General features: G+C 39.5%; 12 protein-coding genes. 7 read left to right on the top strand and 5 right to left on the bottom strand.

The genetic code is table 11. From position 1 onward, the window contains the following. The first annotated feature begins 7 nt into the window (after nucleotides 1-7). Nucleotides 8-1,357, top strand: coding sequence for a DEAD/DEAH box helicase (locus AC5SR4_RS13940; protein WP_495356885.1), 1,350 nt, complete (start codon nucleotides 8-10; stop codon nucleotides 1,355-1,357). A gap of 6 nt (nucleotides 1,358-1,363) precedes the next feature. Here AC5SR4_RS13940 and AC5SR4_RS13935 read toward each other — a convergent pair whose 3' ends face one another. The 5 genes from AC5SR4_RS13935 to AC5SR4_RS13915 form a co-directional block, all read right to left on the bottom strand. Beyond that, on the bottom strand, nucleotides 1,364-1,759 hold the full coding sequence (locus AC5SR4_RS13935; RefSeq protein ID WP_495356884.1) for a response regulator: 396 nt from the start codon (nucleotides 1,757-1,759) through the stop codon (nucleotides 1,364-1,366). Continuing rightward, nucleotides 1,752-4,883, bottom strand: a complete 3,132-nt coding sequence (locus tag AC5SR4_RS13930; protein ID WP_495356883.1) for a PAS domain S-box protein — start codon at nucleotides 4,881-4,883, stop codon at nucleotides 1,752-1,754. Before AC5SR4_RS13930 ends, AC5SR4_RS13935 begins: the two co-directional genes overlap by 8 nt. Before the next feature lie 250 nt (nucleotides 4,884-5,133). Then, the gene (locus tag AC5SR4_RS13925) at nucleotides 5,134-5,553 is read right to left on the bottom strand and encodes an META domain-containing protein (protein WP_495356882.1); all 420 of its coding nucleotides are present in this window, start codon (nucleotides 5,551-5,553) and stop codon (nucleotides 5,134-5,136) included. Nucleotides 5,554-5,604: 51 nt separating this feature from the next. Further along, on the bottom strand, nucleotides 5,605-5,913 hold the full coding sequence (locus AC5SR4_RS13920) for a hypothetical protein (protein ID WP_495356881.1): 309 nt from the start codon (nucleotides 5,911-5,913) through the stop codon (nucleotides 5,605-5,607). A 356-nt stretch (nucleotides 5,914-6,269) separates the two neighbouring features. Next, the gene (locus AC5SR4_RS13915) at nucleotides 6,270-7,562 is read right to left on the bottom strand and encodes a serine hydrolase domain-containing protein (protein ID WP_495356880.1); all 1,293 of its coding nucleotides are present in this window, start codon (nucleotides 7,560-7,562) and stop codon (nucleotides 6,270-6,272) included. 353 nt (nucleotides 7,563-7,915) lie between these two features. Between AC5SR4_RS13915 and AC5SR4_RS13910 the strand changes: the two genes are divergently transcribed. From AC5SR4_RS13910 to AC5SR4_RS13885, 6 genes are all read left to right on the top strand, one after another. After that, entirely contained in the window at nucleotides 7,916-11,164 is a 3,249-nt protein-coding gene (locus AC5SR4_RS13910) for an RHS repeat domain-containing protein (protein ID WP_495356879.1), read from the top strand. A 19-nt stretch (nucleotides 11,165-11,183) separates the two neighbouring features. Next, nucleotides 11,184-11,597 (top strand): hypothetical protein, encoded by a 414-nt coding sequence (locus AC5SR4_RS13905; RefSeq protein WP_495356878.1) that lies wholly within the window; start codon nucleotides 11,184-11,186, stop codon nucleotides 11,595-11,597. Between the two features lie 101 nt (nucleotides 11,598-11,698). Continuing rightward, nucleotides 11,699-15,550 (top strand): DUF6443 domain-containing protein, encoded by a 3,852-nt coding sequence (locus AC5SR4_RS13900; RefSeq protein ID WP_495356877.1) that lies wholly within the window; start codon nucleotides 11,699-11,701, stop codon nucleotides 15,548-15,550. 1 nt (nucleotide 15,551) lies between these two features. Continuing rightward, entirely contained in the window at nucleotides 15,552-16,370 is an 819-nt protein-coding gene (locus AC5SR4_RS13895) for a CPBP family intramembrane glutamic endopeptidase (RefSeq protein ID WP_495356876.1), read from the top strand. Nucleotides 16,371-16,666: 296 nt separating this feature from the next. After that, the gene (locus AC5SR4_RS13890) at nucleotides 16,667-17,911 is read left to right on the top strand and encodes an RHS repeat domain-containing protein (protein ID WP_495356875.1); all 1,245 of its coding nucleotides are present in this window, start codon (nucleotides 16,667-16,669) and stop codon (nucleotides 17,909-17,911) included. Nucleotides 17,912-19,065: 1,154 nt separating this feature from the next. Continuing rightward, nucleotides 19,066-19,743, top strand: coding sequence for a hypothetical protein (locus tag AC5SR4_RS13885; RefSeq protein WP_495356874.1), 678 nt, complete (start codon nucleotides 19,066-19,068; stop codon nucleotides 19,741-19,743). Nucleotides 19,744-19,818 lie beyond the last annotated feature (75 nt).

Here is a 19,818-nt window from a genome sequence, read left to right as displayed (position 1 = left end):
ACTATTTGTGACGTTTCAAGACTTAAATTTAAATACGCCCTTGTATAATGCCCTGGACGATTTGGGCTTTACAACACCTACGCCTATACAGGCCGAAGCCTTTAATGTAGTAAGCTCTGGTAAAGATATGGTAGGGATTGCACAAACGGGTACGGGTAAAACTTACGCGTATATGTTGCCCATTTTAAAGCATTTAAAGTTTTCTAAACAGGATACCCCACGTATTTTAATATTGGTACCTACACGTGAATTGGTAGTACAGGTGGTAAATGATATTGAAGCGCTTACCAAATACATTAATACCCGAGTTTTAGGCGTATATGGTGGTACCAACATCAACACCCAAAAACAAGCCGTTGCTGAAGGCCTGGATATTTTAGTGGCCACTCCTGGCCGATTGTACGACTTGGCTTTAAGCCGTGTTTTACAACTAAAATCCATACAGAAATTGGTGATTGATGAAGTGGATGTGATGCTCGATTTGGGCTTTAGGCACCAACTTATCAATATTTTTGACATCTTGCCCGAGCGGCGACAAAACATCATGTTTTCGGCAACAATGACAGCCGATGTTGATTTACTGATTAACGATTTCTTTAAAAGCCCACAACGTGTATCCATTGCCGTATCTGGTACACCGCTTGAAAATATAGAGCAGACCCGCTACCAAGTACCCAACTTTTATACAAAAGTTAATCTATTAATACATTTGTTAAACGACTCCGAAACCTTTAATAAAGTCTTGGTATTTGTGGCCCATAAAAAAATGGCAGACCGTTTGTTTGAAAAATTGGATATACATTACAAAGAGGCATTGTGTGTTATCCATTCCAACAAAACACAAAACTACCGCTTGCGCAGTATTGAGCAGTTTAGAAATGGCGACAACCGTATTTTAGTTGCTACCGATGTAATGGCCCGTGGGTTGGATATAGACAATATATCGCATGTTATAAACTTTGATACACCCGAGTACCCTGAAAATTATATGCACCGCATTGGTAGAACCGGTCGTGCTGAACGCAAAGGAGAAGCTGTACTGTTTTCAACAGAAAAGGAAAACGACGCTTTAAAACGCATTGAAACCCTTATGGACATGCCTATTCCTTTATTGGAGCTACCGGATGTTGTTGAAATATCCACTGAGCTTATTGAAGAAGAGCGTCCACAAATAAAAGAGCGCAACAACCCAACCAAACGTACCGAAGAAGCTATAACCGGTCCTGCTTTTCATGAAAAGAAAGCCAAAAACCAAAAAGAAAATCTAGGAGGTTCTTATAAATTTAAGATTGCCAAAAAATACAAAAAGCCCAAAACCCGTGGTGATAAAAATTATAATAAGCGCCGAAAAAAGTAAGCAGGCCTAATTTAGCTTTTCCAGTTCAGACTTAAGCTTGTTCATGGTAATGGGTTTTACTATAAAATTACTTACCATTTCATATTGCTCTGCCCTTCTTAAATCATTAGGATCGTTAGAACTGGTAACAATATAAATAACAACCTTTTTAGGAACTTCTATTTTAGTGAACTCATCTAAAAAATCCCAACCATCCCATATAGGCATATTAAGATCTAAAAGTATTAAATCTGGTAACTTTTCTCCCCCCAAACAAATAGCCGAAAACATATCGTAAGCCTCTTTACCATTCTTAAAGACCATTATAGAATCACAAAAATCGCTAAGCTTTAATGCCTTTTTTGTAATAAATACATGGGCCGGATCATCATCAATGATACAAACAATATCAATTTTATTCATGTTTAAAATGTATTTTAAAAGTAGTCCCAATATTAACCTCACTGTCAACATCAATGAAGCCTCCCATCGCTTCTACTTGGTTCTTAGATATAAATAAGCCAACACCACGCGCGTCTTCATGCTTGTGGAAGGTCTTATACATGCCAAAAAGCTTATTACCATGCTTTTCAAGGTCTATACCCCTACCATTATCTTCAATATTTAAAACAATATAACCATTGTTTCTTGTAATGAACAATTTAGCATAACTTTCCCGTTCATCAGCACAATATTTAATAGCATTAGTTAAAAAGTTAAGCACCACGCTATCAACATAAGCATTAATACCCAAAACCATAATCCCCTCTTCCACCTCATTAACAATGCTTACATCTGCTTTTTTAGATAAAGCCCCAACACTTCCAATGGCGTTTTTAATGGTTTCCGATAAATCAACTTTTTCTAGTTGTTTAATGCCCGTAGCACTTAACATAGCAACCTCAGATAAATGCTCAATAGTTTCTTTAAGGTTTTTGGCAGCATTTAACAGCAACGCTATCAACTCATCGGTTTTAAGCTCGGGCTTTTCTTCTAACAGAATTTCTAATAACGAACTCATATTTCCTGAGTGGCTTCTTAGGTTATGAGACACAATGTGTGCAAAGTTTTTTAAGCGCTTGTTTTGGTTATTTGTTATTTCCAACATTTGCGTTAGTTTGCCTTCAATTTTCTTTAAGGCACTAATATCAATAGCCACACCTAAAAACCCAGAAATATTTTCACCACTCTTAATGGCTGTAACATTTAACAATACGGGTACTTGCGTACCATCCTTCCTTACATAGGTCCACTCCCTAGACTCAGATTTACCCTGACGGGCATATTCCACAAAGGTATCAAATCCTTCAATGTGCTTGTTAAACAAAGTGCTTAACTCCTTGCCTCGGTGTACCACTTCGCTTTCCAAATGAATTAAAGCAGGGGTATGTATGCCAATCATTTCAGAAGCTTTATAGCCTAAAAGGCCTTCAGCCCCTTTACTAAAGTGCGTAATTACTCCCTCTAAGTTGGTACCCATAATAGATACGTTACTAGAATCTAAAATAGCGTTTAATTCGCGATTGGCTTTAATAATTTCCTGCTTAGCCATTTTACTTTCAGTAACATTGGCCGTTAGCATAATAATTCCTCCTATGTTATCTTCAGAAATGTACCAAGGCCTAATATCCCAGGACAACCATTGTTCTGTGCCGTCCTCTCTTAAAAAATAGACTTCGTCTTTTTTATCAATGGCACCTTTTAAACATTCCTGGTGTATTTTTTTCCAATCGTCGCTAATCTCGGGAAATATATCGTAATGGGAACGGCCAATAATGTCCTTACCTTCTAAATCATATTCTTCTATCCATTTACCAGAAGCGGAAAGATACTTCATATTCATATCGAACATAGCCATGGCAGAAGGCGCCTGTTTAATAAACAATTCAAATTGCAAAAAGGCCAATTTGTTTTTGGTAATATCTTGTTGGGTTCCATACATCATTAAGGGTTTACCATCAATGCTCCAATTAAATACCTTACCTCGGTTATACACCCAAATCCAACGCCCATCTTTATGCCTTATTCGCATTTCCATCTCATAAAAATCGGTCTCTTTTTTAAAACAGGCTTGCAATCTTTTTTCAGACTCTACCAAATCATCGGGATGTATCAGTGTAATCCAAGTATTAATATCTATAGGTTCTAGGGTTTCCAACGTATATCCAACCATGTCTGCCCAACGTTCGTTAAACACCGTTTTCCCTGTTTGTACATTCCATTCCCATGTACCTACATTGGTGCCCTCAATAATATTCTGGTTTTTCTCTTTTTCTTGTAGAATAGCAATACGGCGCTTTTCCTGTTCGTCTATATCTTGAAAAGTACCGTACAAACGTACACAAACGCCTCTAACAAACTCAGAATTAATGATGGACCTTACCCACTTTTCCTCTCCATTCTTGGTAACTATTTGTAATTTTAAGTCGTACGACTTGCCATCTTTCATGGCTTTTTTTATGGTTTCCTCTACCAACTGGCGACTCTCTCCTTCTTTATAAAACTCGATGGCCGTTTCTAAGGTGGGTACATAATCGGCAGCTACCCCGTAAATTTTTTTGGTAACACTGGTCCAAAAAATAGTCCCCTTAATAACATCCAAGTCCCAAGCCCCAACATGGGCCATTTCACCTGTTTTTTCTAAGAAGTTGGTGGTTTTTAAAAGTTTGTTTTCTATTTCCTTTTGCAGTGTAATATCCGAAGCAATCCCTTCTATAACAATGTTGCCTTCTTTTTTAGAAAGGTTTATGCTTCTGTCGTGAAGCCATTTCCATTTACCCTGTTTTGTTCTTATTCTGTAAACAACATCAATATGTTCTCCTTCAATAGCCCTTTCTATGCTTTTGTTAACATGGTCTTTATCCTCATGATGGATATTATCTATCCAGATATCTGGGTTTTCAATTAATTCCTCAGGCGTATATCCCAATATGTCTATCACTCGTTTAGAATGGTAGTTTAAACTATTATCAGAAGAAAAGCGGTATATAATGTCGGGCGACAAATTACTGAACCTATCAAAACGTTCCTTGTCTTTCCCTATTTCCTTATTTTCTATTTTTAGTTCTAAACAACCCACTATATGAATAGCTAGCTGCTCAAGAGATTCTATTTGTTTGTTGGTTAATACATTGGGTTTATCATCAGCAATACACAATGTACCTACATGGGTTCCAGAGGGAGTTGCCAATGGTACTTCTGCATAAAAAACAATGGGAGGTGTACCATTATGGGATGGTGCATTTTTAAAGCGTTCATCTTTTCTAACATCATTTACAATATGTATTTCTGAAGTGTTATTAACGGTATTGGCAAAAACAGAAAATGCTTTTATAGACGTGGTGTTTTCTAGGTGGTTACACAATTCAATATATTGGAATTCTGTATCTAATATACCAACCAATAGGGTGTCTGTTTTGCAAATTCCTGAAGCCATTTTGGTAAGAAAACCGTATTCTTTTTTTTCAAGGAAGTGCATTATTTTTTTCAAGGGAATGTTTTTAAAATAATGGTTGTTTTCTTTCTCTGAAAAGACTGGCTTCTCCATGCTTTAAGTTAAGTTAAAAACTAAAAACTATTGTTTATTTACGATGCTTTTTAGTCTATTAGATTTTGGTTCTAAAAAATATGCGGTGTAATGGATAGTCAACATCTTTGACTATCCAATACACCCCTCTTTTAGCTAATTTAACAAAAATTAAGCGTTACACTAATATATTGAATAAGTTTTTCGTTAAAAAACCAAGAGGTAAACAATATATTACACTCTTTGTTTGCCAAGGCTCCTGCTATGAGTTCTATTCTTTAATGGGTTTAAAGCGCATCATGGCAATATCATTAATCATTAAGTTTAATTTGCCTTCGCTGTCAATACTGTACCGGTTTACCTTTTTAATGGTGTTTAAAAATTGCTGTTCGCCATTGCCACAAAACATCATGGTTGTGGGCCCGGGCTCGCCAAAGGAAATCATATTCCCATCTATGGTAAAATCTGCCGAATATCCATTGCAGCTATTATTGCCCGTTACTTTATGGGTGTCTTTATCAAAGGCTATTTTAGGCTTTTTATCGGGGTACAGCCCATTAAAAGCTATGCGTATGCCCGACATATACTCAAGTTCCCAGGTGGTTTGGTATAACGGGTTGGCTTTAGTAGAGGAACAGGCACTTACCATAAGCGCCCATATAAATAACAAAAATAGGTTTCTAGATGCCATAGATTTAAATTTTATTGATTATTTATTTGAAATATCTGTGTTTTTATACTGTTATGACCTAAGTTGAAACATAATATCTACAATTTCTACCTTAGGAGGCTCTACTGCTTCATAAGCCTTAGCAATCGTAGCTGCCAAGTTAGATGCCTTAAAAACCTGTAAAGACTCCATAGAATCCCATATATAAACACCACCGTACATATCTGGCTCTTTCATTTTTACATAATATTTCTGAACAATGCCCGGAATGGCCTTAAACTGTGGTTCACGTTCTTTAGCTATTTTAAGTATATCTGCTTCAGATAATTTGGTTTTTATCTTAACGATTTGCATAACGGTACCTTGTTTTTTTATTTCCATGATTTAAATTATTGCGTTTTTAAACAACTATCTAAGTATGGTTTCATTGAGGAATTAGAGTCTCTAATGTAATTATTTTATACCATTTTATATAATTTGCTTTGGTTTCATAGCACCTTAGTTCGGGGTTTGTTCAGCCAAACTCCCATCAAGAAAAAATGTCCCCGACCAATGGCTGAACAAACCTCGAACAAACCTCGAACAAAACCCCTGCTTTTTTAGGGGGTCTTCCCAATGTGTCCCAAATCGTCCCAAATCGTCCCAAATTGAGCCATTCTGTAAGAATAAGTTTCAAATAATTGAAATTTCAGTTAGAAATATCTATACTTACAAGTTATAATTGCTCTTAAACTATTTTAGTCTGCAATAGCCTGATTGACCAAGCGACGGAATATTGCTGAGGAATTGTCATTGCTCACATCGCGGGTTTGTTTCAAAATAATACCAATAAGCCCTTCTTTAGGGTCGGCAAAATAACTGGTATTAAAATAGCCCCCCCACTGGAAACTACCTTCGCTACCCGTGCCACCTAAATCATGTGTCTTTTTATCGACTAAGCCAAATGCCAGGCCATAGGAGCGATCTATTTTATTGGAAATATATGGTATTTGATTGGTTAAAATGGTCTCTACAGTGGTTCGGCTTAATAGGCGCACGCCATTCAACTCCCCTTTATTTAAATACATTTGTAAAAATGTGGCATAGTCTTTTGCTGTACTGGTTAACCCTGCCCCGCCCGAGAAAAAGGTTTGGGCCCCTTTAATGGGGTAATCGGTGTCATAAAATGTTACGGGGTATTTTATCCAGTCTCCGTTTTCGTTTTTGGTCTGTACCGTTACCAAACGGTCGTGTTTAGGTTCCGGTATGTAAAACTGGGTGTCGTTCATACCTAGTGGTTCAAAAATACGGGTCCTTAAGAACTCGTCAAAAGGCATTCCAGAAACAACCTCTATAAAGTACCCCAATACATCTAGGCCTTCACTATAGGTATAGCCTTCGCCCGGATTATGGTGTAATGGTAAGGTTGCCAGTTTCTTAATATTATCTGCTATAAGCACAGTATCGGTTGTAAATAAATCAACAATACCTGCTTTGGCGTATAGCTTTTTAAAGCGTGCATCGGCATCTATTTGTCCGTAACCAATCCCAGAAGTATGGGTAAGCAGATTTCTAATGGTTATTTGGGTTTCTGCTGGTTTGGTGGTGTACGAACTGTCTGCCGGGTTAAAGGAGTCCAACAGTTTAGCCTGTCCAAATTCTGGTATGTATTTGGCTATGGGGTCGTCTAGACTAAATTTACCTTCTTCCCACAGCATCATTACAGCTGTAGATGTAATGGCCTTACTTTGTGAAGCAATTCTAAAAATAGCATCTGTTTGTAAGGTATCCTTTAAGGTGTTATTGGCCATGCCAAAGGCTTTATGGTACACAATATGTCCCTGCCTAGCCACCAGGGCAACAGCTCCTGGAATGTTTTGGTTGGCTATAGCTTTAGTTAACATGGAGTCTATTTGACTGAGCCGTACGTAAGACATACCTACGGTACTAGCCGATACTTCAGAGAGGGTTTCGGCTTGTTTGGTTTCTTTAGTTTGTACACAGGCAACCAAACATACAATGGCTAACAAGGTTATAAAGTGTCTTTTCATCTGTTTATATTTATTGTTTTTTATTTGTCAGATGGAACACCCAAATATTCATCATCGTGTGTGTGAATGTAATCCTCATGGGTGTTTCATTAGTTTGTTTTTAGTTATAAAGTTTAAAAGTTCGGGCACTAAATTAGTTGTTTATGGAGGATTAAAAAAATTGTTGTTTGTATAAATATACCGCCCAATAAACAAATACAGTTGCCACTAGCCATATTTTTACAGATTTACCGTAAAAAAGTAATGATTAACCCTTACTTATTTTGCGGATAACCCTTACTGTTAATTAAAAAATGTTCCATAGATTTATCCCTGACATTTTTAAACACATTCACCTTTAATTGTATTGTAAGATGAAAACATATGCAACATTTTTCGCTTTGGTTCTATTAACTATTGGCCATGTATTGGGACAAGAAGATTTGCCCGATATATTCCCTCCGGCACCCACGGCTGCCGAACTGGGCAAGTACGGCACCTACCCTGTTGACCTCGCTTCTGGGTTGCCACGTATTGAGGTTCCGCTTTACACGTTAAGCTCTGGAGATGTACAAGTGCCCATTACTTTAAAATACCATGCCTCGGGCATTAAGGTAAACCAAATGCCTACCTGGGTAGGCCTGGGCTGGTCGTTGGATACCGGGGGGCTTATTAGTCTGGAAACTCGGGACACACCGGATGAACTGGAACCCGATCCTTATACACTTCCAAATGTATCAGATTTAACAGATACCATAAATTCCAATATTTATTATTTTTCACATCCAGACATTGGAGATGCCTTAAAATATTCCTGGGTTAAAGATGCTTACCATATAAGTTTGCCCACTGTAAGCGGTACATTTTTTCTGGACTCGGAGAATGACGGTGAAGTAACCAACATATTCCCACCGGATAAATTTAAGATATACCGGCATAATGTAGTAAACCTACAAAACGAATACTTCTATAGAATTATAGACAAGCAGGGCACCCAATACGACTTTGCAGACTATGAGGAAAGCAAACTAAACAAGCCTACTGGTGGTGGTGCCACACACATACACAACACCGCTTATAAATCGGCTTGGCTGCTCACTAAAATAAAGAACACCAAAGGCGATAGCATTACCTATAGCTATGGCACACAATATACGGCCATCTCATATGGTGAAAGCCACTCTCAAAAATATACCAACAGTGAGATTTTTTCATCAACATCCGAAGATACCCAACATTACTTCCAGTCCCAGGTATATGGTTGGGCATCAAACAATTCCACCTCCCTTTCGTATGCCAATAAGTTGCAGCAAATCAATTTTTCTGGGGGTCGGGTACGCTTTATCACGGCAAGCAACTCCCAATATGCTGGGGGCGATGGTACCAATGGGGTATATTTAGATAAGATTATTGTTGAGGAAGGCGATGCATCTTCTGGATATTCTGAAGTAAAGACCATCCGTTTTGTTTACAGTACCACAGGTACGGTAACCAATAGTAAATACCGTTTTAAACTGGATCGTGTTTATGAAACCTATGGCCCCAGTGATGATAAGGACATTGTTAATTTAGAATATTCGTCTGTACAGCTTCCAGCGCTAACCTCCTATGCTATGGACTATTTTGGCAATTACAATGGTAAGAGCAACAGCAACCTAATCCCTAAACGGACGGTTCAAATACCAGGTTCTGGGACCATTACCGACATTGGAGCTGCCAATCGTTCTATAGATCTTAGTAAAATGCAGGCTGGTATGCTAACCAAGATAAAATATCCCACCAAGGGCTATACCCAATTTACCTATGAGCCTAACTCCTTTTATGGTAAAAACCTTTTTATAAAGGACGAAACGGTAACTGAATACTTGGATATTGTAGGTACGGGAAATGCCGCCAACACACCCACCATTCCCGATATGCAAGAAGAGACCTTTAGCTTTAGTTTAAACGAAGCCACGACCCTATATCTTACGGGAGAACTCACCAGCACGGGCTGCGACCCTACAACCTGTAAATATGCTTATGCCAGGATTACGGTAATCAATAACAGCAATCAGGTATTGTATTTTAACGGTTACAGCAACAACTATGCACAAGCAGTTCCATTAAGTGCAGGCAGTGTTTATGTAACTTTAGAAGTGTTTGGCAGTTTAATTGAAGGCCATATTGCGGCATCATATCTTAACAAACTGGGCAACCTACCCAATGAAAATGTACAAGGGTTTGGGCTGCGCATTAAGGATATTACCAACTATGATGATGACGACACCTTTGTAAGCAAGAAATCGTACCTGTACAACACGCCCGGTACAAGCAATTCCAGTGGCAAATTTGTAAACGACCATTTTATGTACGACCGCTTCTCGGATTTTGACTATTTTAATGTAGGAAATTGTTGGCCGTCTTCAGAACAGTGGACAGTATCCAATACAGGCACTTATGGGGCTTCCTCACGCTCAGGTATGGAAAACAACAGCATTACCTACGAGTATGTTACCGAACTGGATAAGGATGCCTCTGGCAATACCATTGGCAGGACAGACTATAAATATACCACCACCCCCGATTATGTTGCAGATGACAATCATGGGTCTATTCGGCTTAGCTTGGCACACGAACGGGGCCAATTGCTTAAAAAGGAAGTCTATAATGAACAGGACAAACTGTTAAGCAAAGAGGAGAACACCTATACCGAAAACCAAAGCGTTAGCAACAGCAGGCAAGATTTTAAGATGTACAGCCATGGGGACTCCAACATTACATCAACACCATCCTGTATTACGCCTCCTTTTAATTTAGGAGAAACTAAAGAAATGCTAAGTACCAACCTGCCCATTTATTGGTACAAAAAAGACCAAACCAAGCTTACGCAATATTTTTACAATAGCAGTGGTACCCTGGTAAACCAAACCTTAACGACAACCGATTATACCTATAACAGCTCCAACCAAGAGGTATTGAAAACCACTACGACCGACTCAAAGGGCAATACCATTGAAACCAGTTATAAGTATGCGCAAGATTTGAGCAATACCACGTTAATCAATGCCAATAGCATTGCCATACCCCTAGAAACAAAAGTGTTGGAAGGGGCACAGATTGTATCACATAGAAAAACCAACTATGCAAGCTTTTCTGGGTATTACCTGCCCGAGGAAATTTTTAGCAAAAAGGGCGCTTTGGTAAACACCGCCAACAGTGATGAGCGGGTGCTTACTTTTGATAGTTACGACGATGGCAACATTGCCCAATACCATACCGAAAACGGTATTAATACCAGTGTGCTCTGGGGCTACCACGGGCAATATCCCGTTGCCAAGGTAGAGAACGCTACCGAAACCGCTGTAAAGGCCACTTTAACAGGTACCGAGCTTACCAATATTAAAAACGGCACCTATAGCCAAGCGACCATGATAACCACCTTGAACAAAATTAGGACGGCCCTGCCCAATGCCATGGTAACAACCTATACCTATGACCCTCTGGTTGGGGTTACCAGTGTGACCGACCCCAAGGGCTATACCATGTACTACGAGTACGATGTGTACAACCGCCTGTATCAAGTAAAGGATGCCGATGGCAAGATTATTTCACAAAACGAATACCACTACAAAGACCAATAACCCCTTAAAAACATTTAAAATGAAATATCTATTTTTAATACACATACTGTTTGTGTGCGCCACAGCCAACCTAAGCGCGCAAAGCACAAGTTTAGACCTTACCCTTACCAGTAACGAGCTGAGCATTAAGGGCGAGCCCGTTTCAATACATTCAACCTTTACCAAAACAGGGGGGCTATTGGCATGGAAACAACAGAACAACGGCAAAACCAGCACCACCAATTTTACGGTAACCGGTACAGAAGCAACCAACTGGGAGGCCACCCTTAACCTGGGTAGCTTGACCTTTAACATTACCACCGAGGGCTACCAGGGCACCCTAGTGGTACAGGGAAGCGAGGCCCAGGGCACAACAGCTACACTCACCATACAGATACCCAATATAGACCCCGAAGTGTACAGCTTTAAGATTGACACCATTACCTATCAATAAAAATTAAGATCATGAAACACCCATGACAAATCACTTGACACACACGAGTATGATTATCTAAGTGTTCCATCTGACAATTAAAAAACAATAAAAATAAACAGATGAAAAACGTATTGAACAACATTTCGCATAAAAAATACAGCCTGGGCCTTTTTATATTGCTGGCATGGTGCCAACTGGCCGTGGGCCAAAACCTTTTTGGGCCCACACCGGTAGCTGCCGGCAGTACCCAAAGCTATTCCTATTGGGACGGGGTATCGCACATTAACGTTAACTGGGTAATATCGGGCGGTACCATCGTTGCGTCGGGAGCCCTGGGCATAGAGTACTATGTAACCGTACAATGGGGAGCGGCAGGTACCGGGACCGTGACCTGCAAGTCCAACTCTACGGTATTGGAAAGCATGAACGTTACCATTCAGGCATCGGGGCCGGACACCCCACCCATGCCCACCATTACCAATTACTGCAACAGTACCCGGCTTACCAGGGGCACACCCCCCAGTGGCGAGGTATGGTACTGGCAAAGTACCTCTACGGGAACCAGTACAAGCAATTCGGCAACCTATGTAGACAGGACCTCGGGAACCGTATACTACCTAAGGGCCTATGAGACCAGCTCGGCGCAATGGAGCACGGCACGCACGGTAAACTACACCATAACACAGGATGCCTGTGGTCCCAGTGACGACGAAAACTACATACACACCATTACGCCCAGAATAGCGGCCACCAGTGTTTCTGGATTAACCGATAGCCAAAAGATAGAAAACGTGGCTTATTTTGATGGCCTGGGCAGGCCCATGCAGAATATTGGCATACGGGCAGGCGGTGCCAACGAGGATGTTATTACCCATATAGGCTATGATGCCTTTGGCAGACAGACCAAGGAGTATCTGCCCTATACGGCAACAACCGATCGGGGTAATTATAAAACCAATGCCGAGGCTGCCACCCTAAGCTATTACGATGCCGCTGCTTTTGATGCCGATTTCCCCAGTATGACCACGGCCAACATAAACCCCTACTCCGAAAAGGAACTGGAAGCATCTCCTTTGGGCAGGGTCCTTAAACAAGGTGCCCCTGGTAAGGACTGGAAACTGGGCAATGGCAACGAAATAGAATTCGATTACCAATCCAACACCAGTACCGAGGTGAAAAAATATGGGGTAACCATATCGGTTACCACCACCAATAACGTAACCACTTACGTGCCCACCCTGGTACTCAATGGCAGCTATGCCTCTGGCACCCTGTTCAAGACCATTACCAAGGACGAGAACTGGACCAGCGGCACCAACCATACCACCGAGGAATTTAAGGACAAACAGGGGCGTGTAGTTTTAAAGCGCACCTACAATGCCAGTACGGCACACGATACGTACTATGTTTACGATACCTATGGCAACCTAACCTTTGTACTGCCTCCCAAGGCCGAGCCCCACAGTGCCCTGCCCGATGCCACCGAACTATCGGAACTGTGCTACCAGTACAAGTACGACGATAAAAACCGATTGGTAGAAAAAAAGATACCGGGCAAAGGCTGGGAGTATATTGTTTACAACAAGCTAAACCAACCCATACTTACCCAGGATGCCCTGCTCAATGCCCAGAGCAAATGGCTCTTTACCAAGTACGATGCCTTTGGCAGGGTGGCCTATACAGGGCTTACCAGTAATGGCAGTAGCAGGACCAGCCTACAGAACACCGTAAACGGCATAAGCGCGCAGTATGTTACCAAGAGCGGCTCGTCCACTACCATTGCGGGTACGACCGTCTATTACAACAACGGGGCCTACCCCACCAGCATCTCGGAGGTACATACCATCAATTATTACGACAACTATACCTTTGATGGCTTTACAAGCTTTCCCTCCAGCCATAATGGGCAGACCATTATCAACTACAACAACGCTGCTGGCACGCAAAAGCTTACCAAGGGACTCGCCACGGGCAGCAAGGTACGTGTACTGGGCACCAGCAACTGGATTACCACCACCACGGGCTACGATGTTAAGGGAAGGCCCATATACACCAAGAGCGTAAATGCCTATCTGGGCACGACCGATATTGTTAAGCACACCCTGGACTTTACCGGGCTAACCGACAAAACCGAGACCTCGCACGTTAAGGGGGCCACCAGCGTTATTACCGAGGACCTCTTTACCTACGACCACATGGGCCGTTTGAAAAAACAGACCCAAGAGCTCAACAACAGCAATGTGCTGGAGGTTATTGTGGACAACAGCTACGACGACCGCGGCCAATTGATAAGCAAGGGCGTGGGCGGTAAGACCACCCAGAGCCGTTTACAAACGGTAAACTATACCTATAACGTAAGGGGCTGGCTCAAACAGATTAACAACCCCGCCAGTTTGGGCACCGACCTCTTTGCTTTTAAGCTCAATTACAATACCGTGGACCACAGTGGCACCAAGCTATACAACGGCAACATTGCCGAGACCGAGTGGAAGACCGCCAATACCGACACTGGGCTTAAGTGGTACCGGTACGGGTACGATGCCCTTAACCGGATTACCAGTGGAACTGCCAATAGCAGCAATTACAACCTGACCTCTGTGGCCTACGACAAGAACGGCAACATCACCGCGTTGGAAAGACGTGGGCACACCAATAGCGGGGCGACCGCCTTTGGGGTGATGGACAATTTGGTGTACACCTACGAGACCACCAGCAACAAGCTTAAAAAGGTACTGGACAACGGTAACGACACCTATGGGTTTAGCGATGGCTCCAACATTACCACCGAGTACACCTATGATGCCAATGGCAACATGCTGCGCGATTACAACAAGGGCATTTCGTCGAATATTACCTATAACCATTTAAATTTACCTACCTATGTGGCCTTGTCGGGTGGAAATATTTCCTATATTTACGATGCCGTTGGCACCAAGCTAAAGAAGATTGTGAGCGGTGGCAGCACAACGGAGTACGCGGGCAACTATGTGTACGAAGGCGGTTCTTTGAAATTCTTTAATCATGCAGAAGGCTATGTAGATGTTAATGGGAGTACCTATAAGTACACCTACCAGTTTAAGGACCATTTGGGGAACGTTCGTTTAAGCTATAGTGACCTGAATGGCAATGGCAGTATTGCTACCTCCACCGAAATCTTGGAGGAAAACAATTATTATCCTTTTGGGCTTAAGCATAAAGGGTATAATATTGTGGTCAATTCTACAAATCCTGCTTTAAAATATAAGTTTGGGGGCAAGGAGCTACAGGATGAACATGGTTTGGACTGGTATGATATTACGGCTAGGAACTATGACCCTGCATTGGGTAGATGGATGAACCTTGACCCGTTGGCAGAGCAGATGAGACGACATAGCCCTTATAATTATGCGTTTGATAATCCTATTTATTTTATTGACCCTGATGGTATGGCTCCTATGGGACCCGATTGGATTGATAATGGTGACGGAACTTTTACTGCTGAAAAGGGAGATAGCGCCTCTACATTACATACACAACATTTAGAAGCTCGAGGATATACTTTTAAAGAAACCGATGCAATGGTAGAAGAGCAATATGGGGAAAATAGAGTTGAGGATGGAATTGAGAAATCTAATATTGATGAAGGAGATGTTGTTAAGGTTCAAGGAGAAATGGACGTTATTGCTTTTGATAAAGAACAAGCTGAAATTAAAGAAGCACAAAAGAATGAGATTGTAGCAGAGGATAAAAAAATTGATAAACAATTGGATTCTATTGATCAATTAATAGAAGCCAAGGTGAATCAAATTAATTCAACTAAAGGCATGAGAGATATGGGACCTGATGATAGCGATCCGTTGAATCCACTCGCATGGGAATATGCAACAGGGAAACAAATCCAAATGCTCACGACAGATAGTATAAAATTGGATAGGGCTAAAAAACGTCTTGTTAAGAAAAAAGATTCTTTGAAAAACTTAAAAGAAAAGTAAATTGAAAAAGACTAAGAGAGAAAAAATTAAAGCTATTTTTGTATCAATTTTAATAGCTTTAATTTTTTATTTCGGTTTATATTATGCAAGCTTTTATCTCATAGGGTTAGGTCTTGATATTCTACCACAAGAACACTATGACCTAATTATTCTTGCCAAGCCGCTTCTATATTTAGTATTCATAATATTAGTATGTTTAATAAGTTCAAGCCTTTTTAAGTTTAAATTTTATGATAAAACAAATATAGACCTAAAGGTGGTTTTTGGTGCAATTATAGTTGTTATATTATTTAGGGCCTTCGTCGATTTTATTATCAATAGTAATTATGTTTTCAACAGAGAAGATATAGTATTGACAGATAAAACAAGAAATATAAATCTTAAATTTTGGGCAAATATTACATCTTCAGTTATATTATCTCCAATATTAGAAGAAATTATATTTAGAGGTTTAATATTCAGTATATTACTTAAGTATAATTTAAATATGGTGATATCTATGGTGATTTCAAGTCTTCTGTTTTCAATGAGCCATGTGAATCCCTTAAATTTAAACTATGAGCTAATATTAGTTGCATTTTTGTTTGGAATCCTATTGGCCTTTATATATTTGAAATTTAAATTAAAAGGAGCTGTTTTATTTCATTCCTTTTACAATTTTATCATATCTATCATCGCATTATTTTCCTTAGAATATAATAAAATATTAAAACATTTAAGTTTTGATTGGAGATACTGGATTATAATAGTAATAGCAGCAATTGGATTGATTTTACTCTTGAAAAAGATTGCTGGTAATGTCCTAAACTGGCGCTTTTGAAAAACGGTTCAAATTTAATTCTGGTAATCAGAAAATTATAAAATGATAAGCCTCTTAATTGAGGCTTATTGTTTTTTAAGAACTGTGACTAATTATAAGGTCTTAAAAAATCTTTGATATCACCCAAATAACAAATTTCCTATATTTACGATGCCGTTGGCACCAAGCTAAAGAAGATTGTGAGCGGTGGCAGCACAACGGAGTACGCGGGCAACTATGTGTACGAAGGAGGTTCTTTGAAATTCTATATACCAATTGTGCCTTAAAAGTACTCGTAAGGAAAACGGATAATTTTTGTGCCAGACGAAAAAGAAAATAGAAACATAGCCATAGCTACGTTGAGATTTTATTTTGAAGTATGGTGCAAAAAGAAACGTTTTAATAGCGTAGTTTTAAGGTACAAGTGGTATTCCCACCCTGAGGGCTATGTGGATGTTAACGGTAGTACCTATAAGTACACCTACCAGTTTAAGGGCCATTTGGGGAACGTTCGTTTAAGCTATAGTGACCTGAATGGCAATGGCAGTATTGCTACCTCCACCGAAATCTTGGAGGAAAACAATTACTATCCTTTTGGGCTTAAGCATAAAGGGTATAATATTGTGGTCAATTCTACAAATCCTGCCTTAAAATATAAGTTTGGGGGCAAGGAGCTACAGGATGAACATGGTTTGGACTGGTATGATATTACAGCTAGGAACTATGACCCTGCGTTGGGTGGATGGATGAACCTTGACCCGTTGGCAGAGCAGATGAGACGACATAGCCCTTATAATTATGCGTTTGATAATCCTATTTATTTTATTGACCCTGATGGTATGGCTCCATTTGCTAATGATCCAGTAAAAAAAGTAATAAAAACTAATAGAAGTGGTAATACATCCCCAACAAAAACCTACTTTTTTCCACATCGTGCAAAAAGAAAAGGGGCTTTAGATTTTAGTTCGACTGCAAGAGTTCATAGCCACACACTACCTACTTCTGGAAAAAGCAGTTCTGGAAGAGTCTCAGAGTATTCTAAAATTGCCGATGATTTCTCAAGTGTTAATAAATTAAGTTTAATTACTGGAGGTGCAAATGAGTTTACTTACTCTGTTAGCCACAGTGTAACTGAAATAAACAGTCAATATTATGATTCAGATGGCAATAAAGTAAATAGCATTGAAAATGCTAGTTCATTTTCTGTTACTCAGAAAACCACCACAACGACTGTTAAAATTGGTATATTTGGAATTAGTGATGGTGAATCTGCTGTAACAAGAGCTACAGAGTCTTCGACTACTACTTATAACCTAGAAGGTGGTTCGGGAATGAACTCATTTGATGGCAAGCAACTTAACGATGGGAAAACTGTTTCAGGTGAATCTACCATGACAAATATAAATTTCGATGATGTTAATCAAGAATTAAAAGATTATGCTACTAATGAAGTCAACTCGAACATTAAGAGTTTTAGAGATACAGCTGTTGACGCAGCTAAAAATCTTTTAGAAGGTGTTGACAAACGTAATTTTAATGAAGATTATTTAAAAAAATTATAAAATGATAAAAAATAAAAGCAATTATCAAACACTACTAATAGTAATATTGATATATTCTATATTTACTATTGTTAGGTCACTAGGCCTTATAATATTGATTTTCAAAGATGATTTTTTTAGAGATTTTGATTTTGCCAATAACCAATTCTTAGAAAAGAGGTTTGTTTTAAATATGGCAATGTATTATATTCCAATTTTTGGAGGAACATTAATATCATTGCTATTCAATTTTTATATTAAAGCTAATTGGATAAAATATTTTATAATATTTTTAATCTCGTTCCTTCTTTTTAGAGGCCTTGATTCCGATTATGTAAGACCTATTTTTATTATTTTTGAAAATAATTTGTTAAATCTCTTTTTACATTTTTTTACTTTTATTGCAATAGGATTAATTGTCTATTACAGATTTCGAATTTACAGGGCAAGTATAACTGAAAATTAAAAAGTAATAACCCGAGCTATGGTAATGTCCTAAACTGGGTAATGTCCTAAACTGGCGCTTTTGAAAAATAGTTCAAATTGAATTCTGGTAATCAGAAAATTATATAATGATAAGCCTCTTAATTGAGGCTTATTGTTTTTTAGAATAGGTAATGTCCTAAACTGGCGCTTTTGAACCCTAGCCTTCGTTTGCAACGAGTGCCGTACAGGGTAAGTCAAAGAAAGCTATAATAAACAACAAAGTTATCCTAAACCATTAGGGTAGCTTTTTGTATTTAATACAACGTTTTTAACATCTTTTAAAATCGTAAACAAGTATAACAATTTCTTAAAAAAAGCCTAAAAATTAAGGAAAAAACACCATCAACTTGCCCAGACGGTTTTTGCAACTTGCAGAAACGAACAACTCAACCTTACCTACCGGACAACTCAACCTTACCTACTGGGCAGGTCAACCCTTAGTACTGAACAGGTAAGGTTGAGTCGGTGGCCCGGTAAACTTGCATAGATGGTCTGTGCAAGTTGAGGTGTTCTACATCTTTTTTTTAATACCGTTTATCGGATATTTTTATAAAAAAAACGGTCTGGGCACTTGCAATTTTTAAATACATAAATAGCTACGATAAAATTTAACGCCAAAGATATTTCAAAAAAAACTCAAAAAAACGTAACTTGTTGCACAACAAGCTAATCAACTAAAATTTACAACAATGAAAAAGGTCATACTATCTTTAATGGCTCTAAATCTATTTTTTTCTTGTAAACAAACTAGTAAACAACCCGACGAAGTTATGGTAGAACAGCCCACCATAGCCTCTAAATACAACTGCATTCCTGCTGTTACTGATGCTGAATGGTATCAGGAAGACCACATAGCCCCTTTACTGGAAGGGTATGATGTTATAGATTATCCCATAAGTACCGATAATGTATTGGTACAGCGCTACTTTAACCAAGGTATGGCATTGGCCTATGCGTTTAACCATGCCGAAGCGGCACGGTCTTTTTACTACGCCACGCGATTAGACCCCGAATGTGCCATGGCCCAATTTGGCTATGCCTATGTATTGGGGCCCAATTACAATGCGGGTATGGAACCCGATAATTACGAACGGGCCTATAAAGCTATACAAAAGGCCAAGGAGCTTGCTATGAAGAAAGCTACGGATAAGGAACGGGAATTTATAAGTGCCATGGCTTTGCGCTATGCCGAAACGCCACCTGAAGACCGGAGCCAATTAGACATCAATTATTCCGAGGCCATGAAAAAGCTCTATAAAAAGTATCCAAATGATACCGAGATAAGCGCGCTGTATGCAGAGTCGATTATGAATCTGCACCCTGGGACCTTAACGAAAAGGATGGCACTGAAAAATCTTGGACTTTAGAAATTGTAGCGCTTTTAGAAAAGCTGATTGCCCAAAACCCCAAACATCCGGGGGCGCACCATTTTTACATTCATG

The sequence above is a fragment of the Aestuariibaculum scopimerae genome (assembly GCF_059428085.1).
The sequence above is the reverse complement of the archived record's forward strand: the minus strand, read 5'-3'. Positions and strand labels throughout refer to the sequence as shown.

Coding starts and splice junctions, on each gene's coding strand:
- AC5SR4_RS13935 (WP_495356884.1), bottom strand. CDS start 1,759: ATGAATAAAATTGATATTGTTTGTATCATTGATGATGATCCGGCCCAT.
- AC5SR4_RS13930 (WP_495356883.1), bottom strand. CDS start 4,883: ATGGAGAAGCCAGTCTTTTCAGAGAAAGAAAACAACCATTATTTTAAA.
- AC5SR4_RS13925 (WP_495356882.1), bottom strand. CDS start 5,553: ATGGCATCTAGAAACCTATTTTTGTTATTTATATGGGCGCTTATGGTA.
- AC5SR4_RS13920 (WP_495356881.1), bottom strand. CDS start 5,913: ATGGAAATAAAAAAACAAGGTACCGTTATGCAAATCGTTAAGATAAAA.
- AC5SR4_RS13915 (WP_495356880.1), bottom strand. CDS start 7,562: ATGAAAAGACACTTTATAACCTTGTTAGCCATTGTATGTTTGGTTGCC.
- AC5SR4_RS13910 (WP_495356879.1), top strand. CDS start 7,916: ATGAAAACATATGCAACATTTTTCGCTTTGGTTCTATTAACTATTGGC.
- AC5SR4_RS13905 (WP_495356878.1), top strand. CDS start 11,184: ATGAAATATCTATTTTTAATACACATACTGTTTGTGTGCGCCACAGCC.
- AC5SR4_RS13900 (WP_495356877.1), top strand. CDS start 11,699: ATGAAAAACGTATTGAACAACATTTCGCATAAAAAATACAGCCTGGGC.
- AC5SR4_RS13885 (WP_495356874.1), top strand. CDS start 19,066: ATGAAAAAGGTCATACTATCTTTAATGGCTCTAAATCTATTTTTTTCT.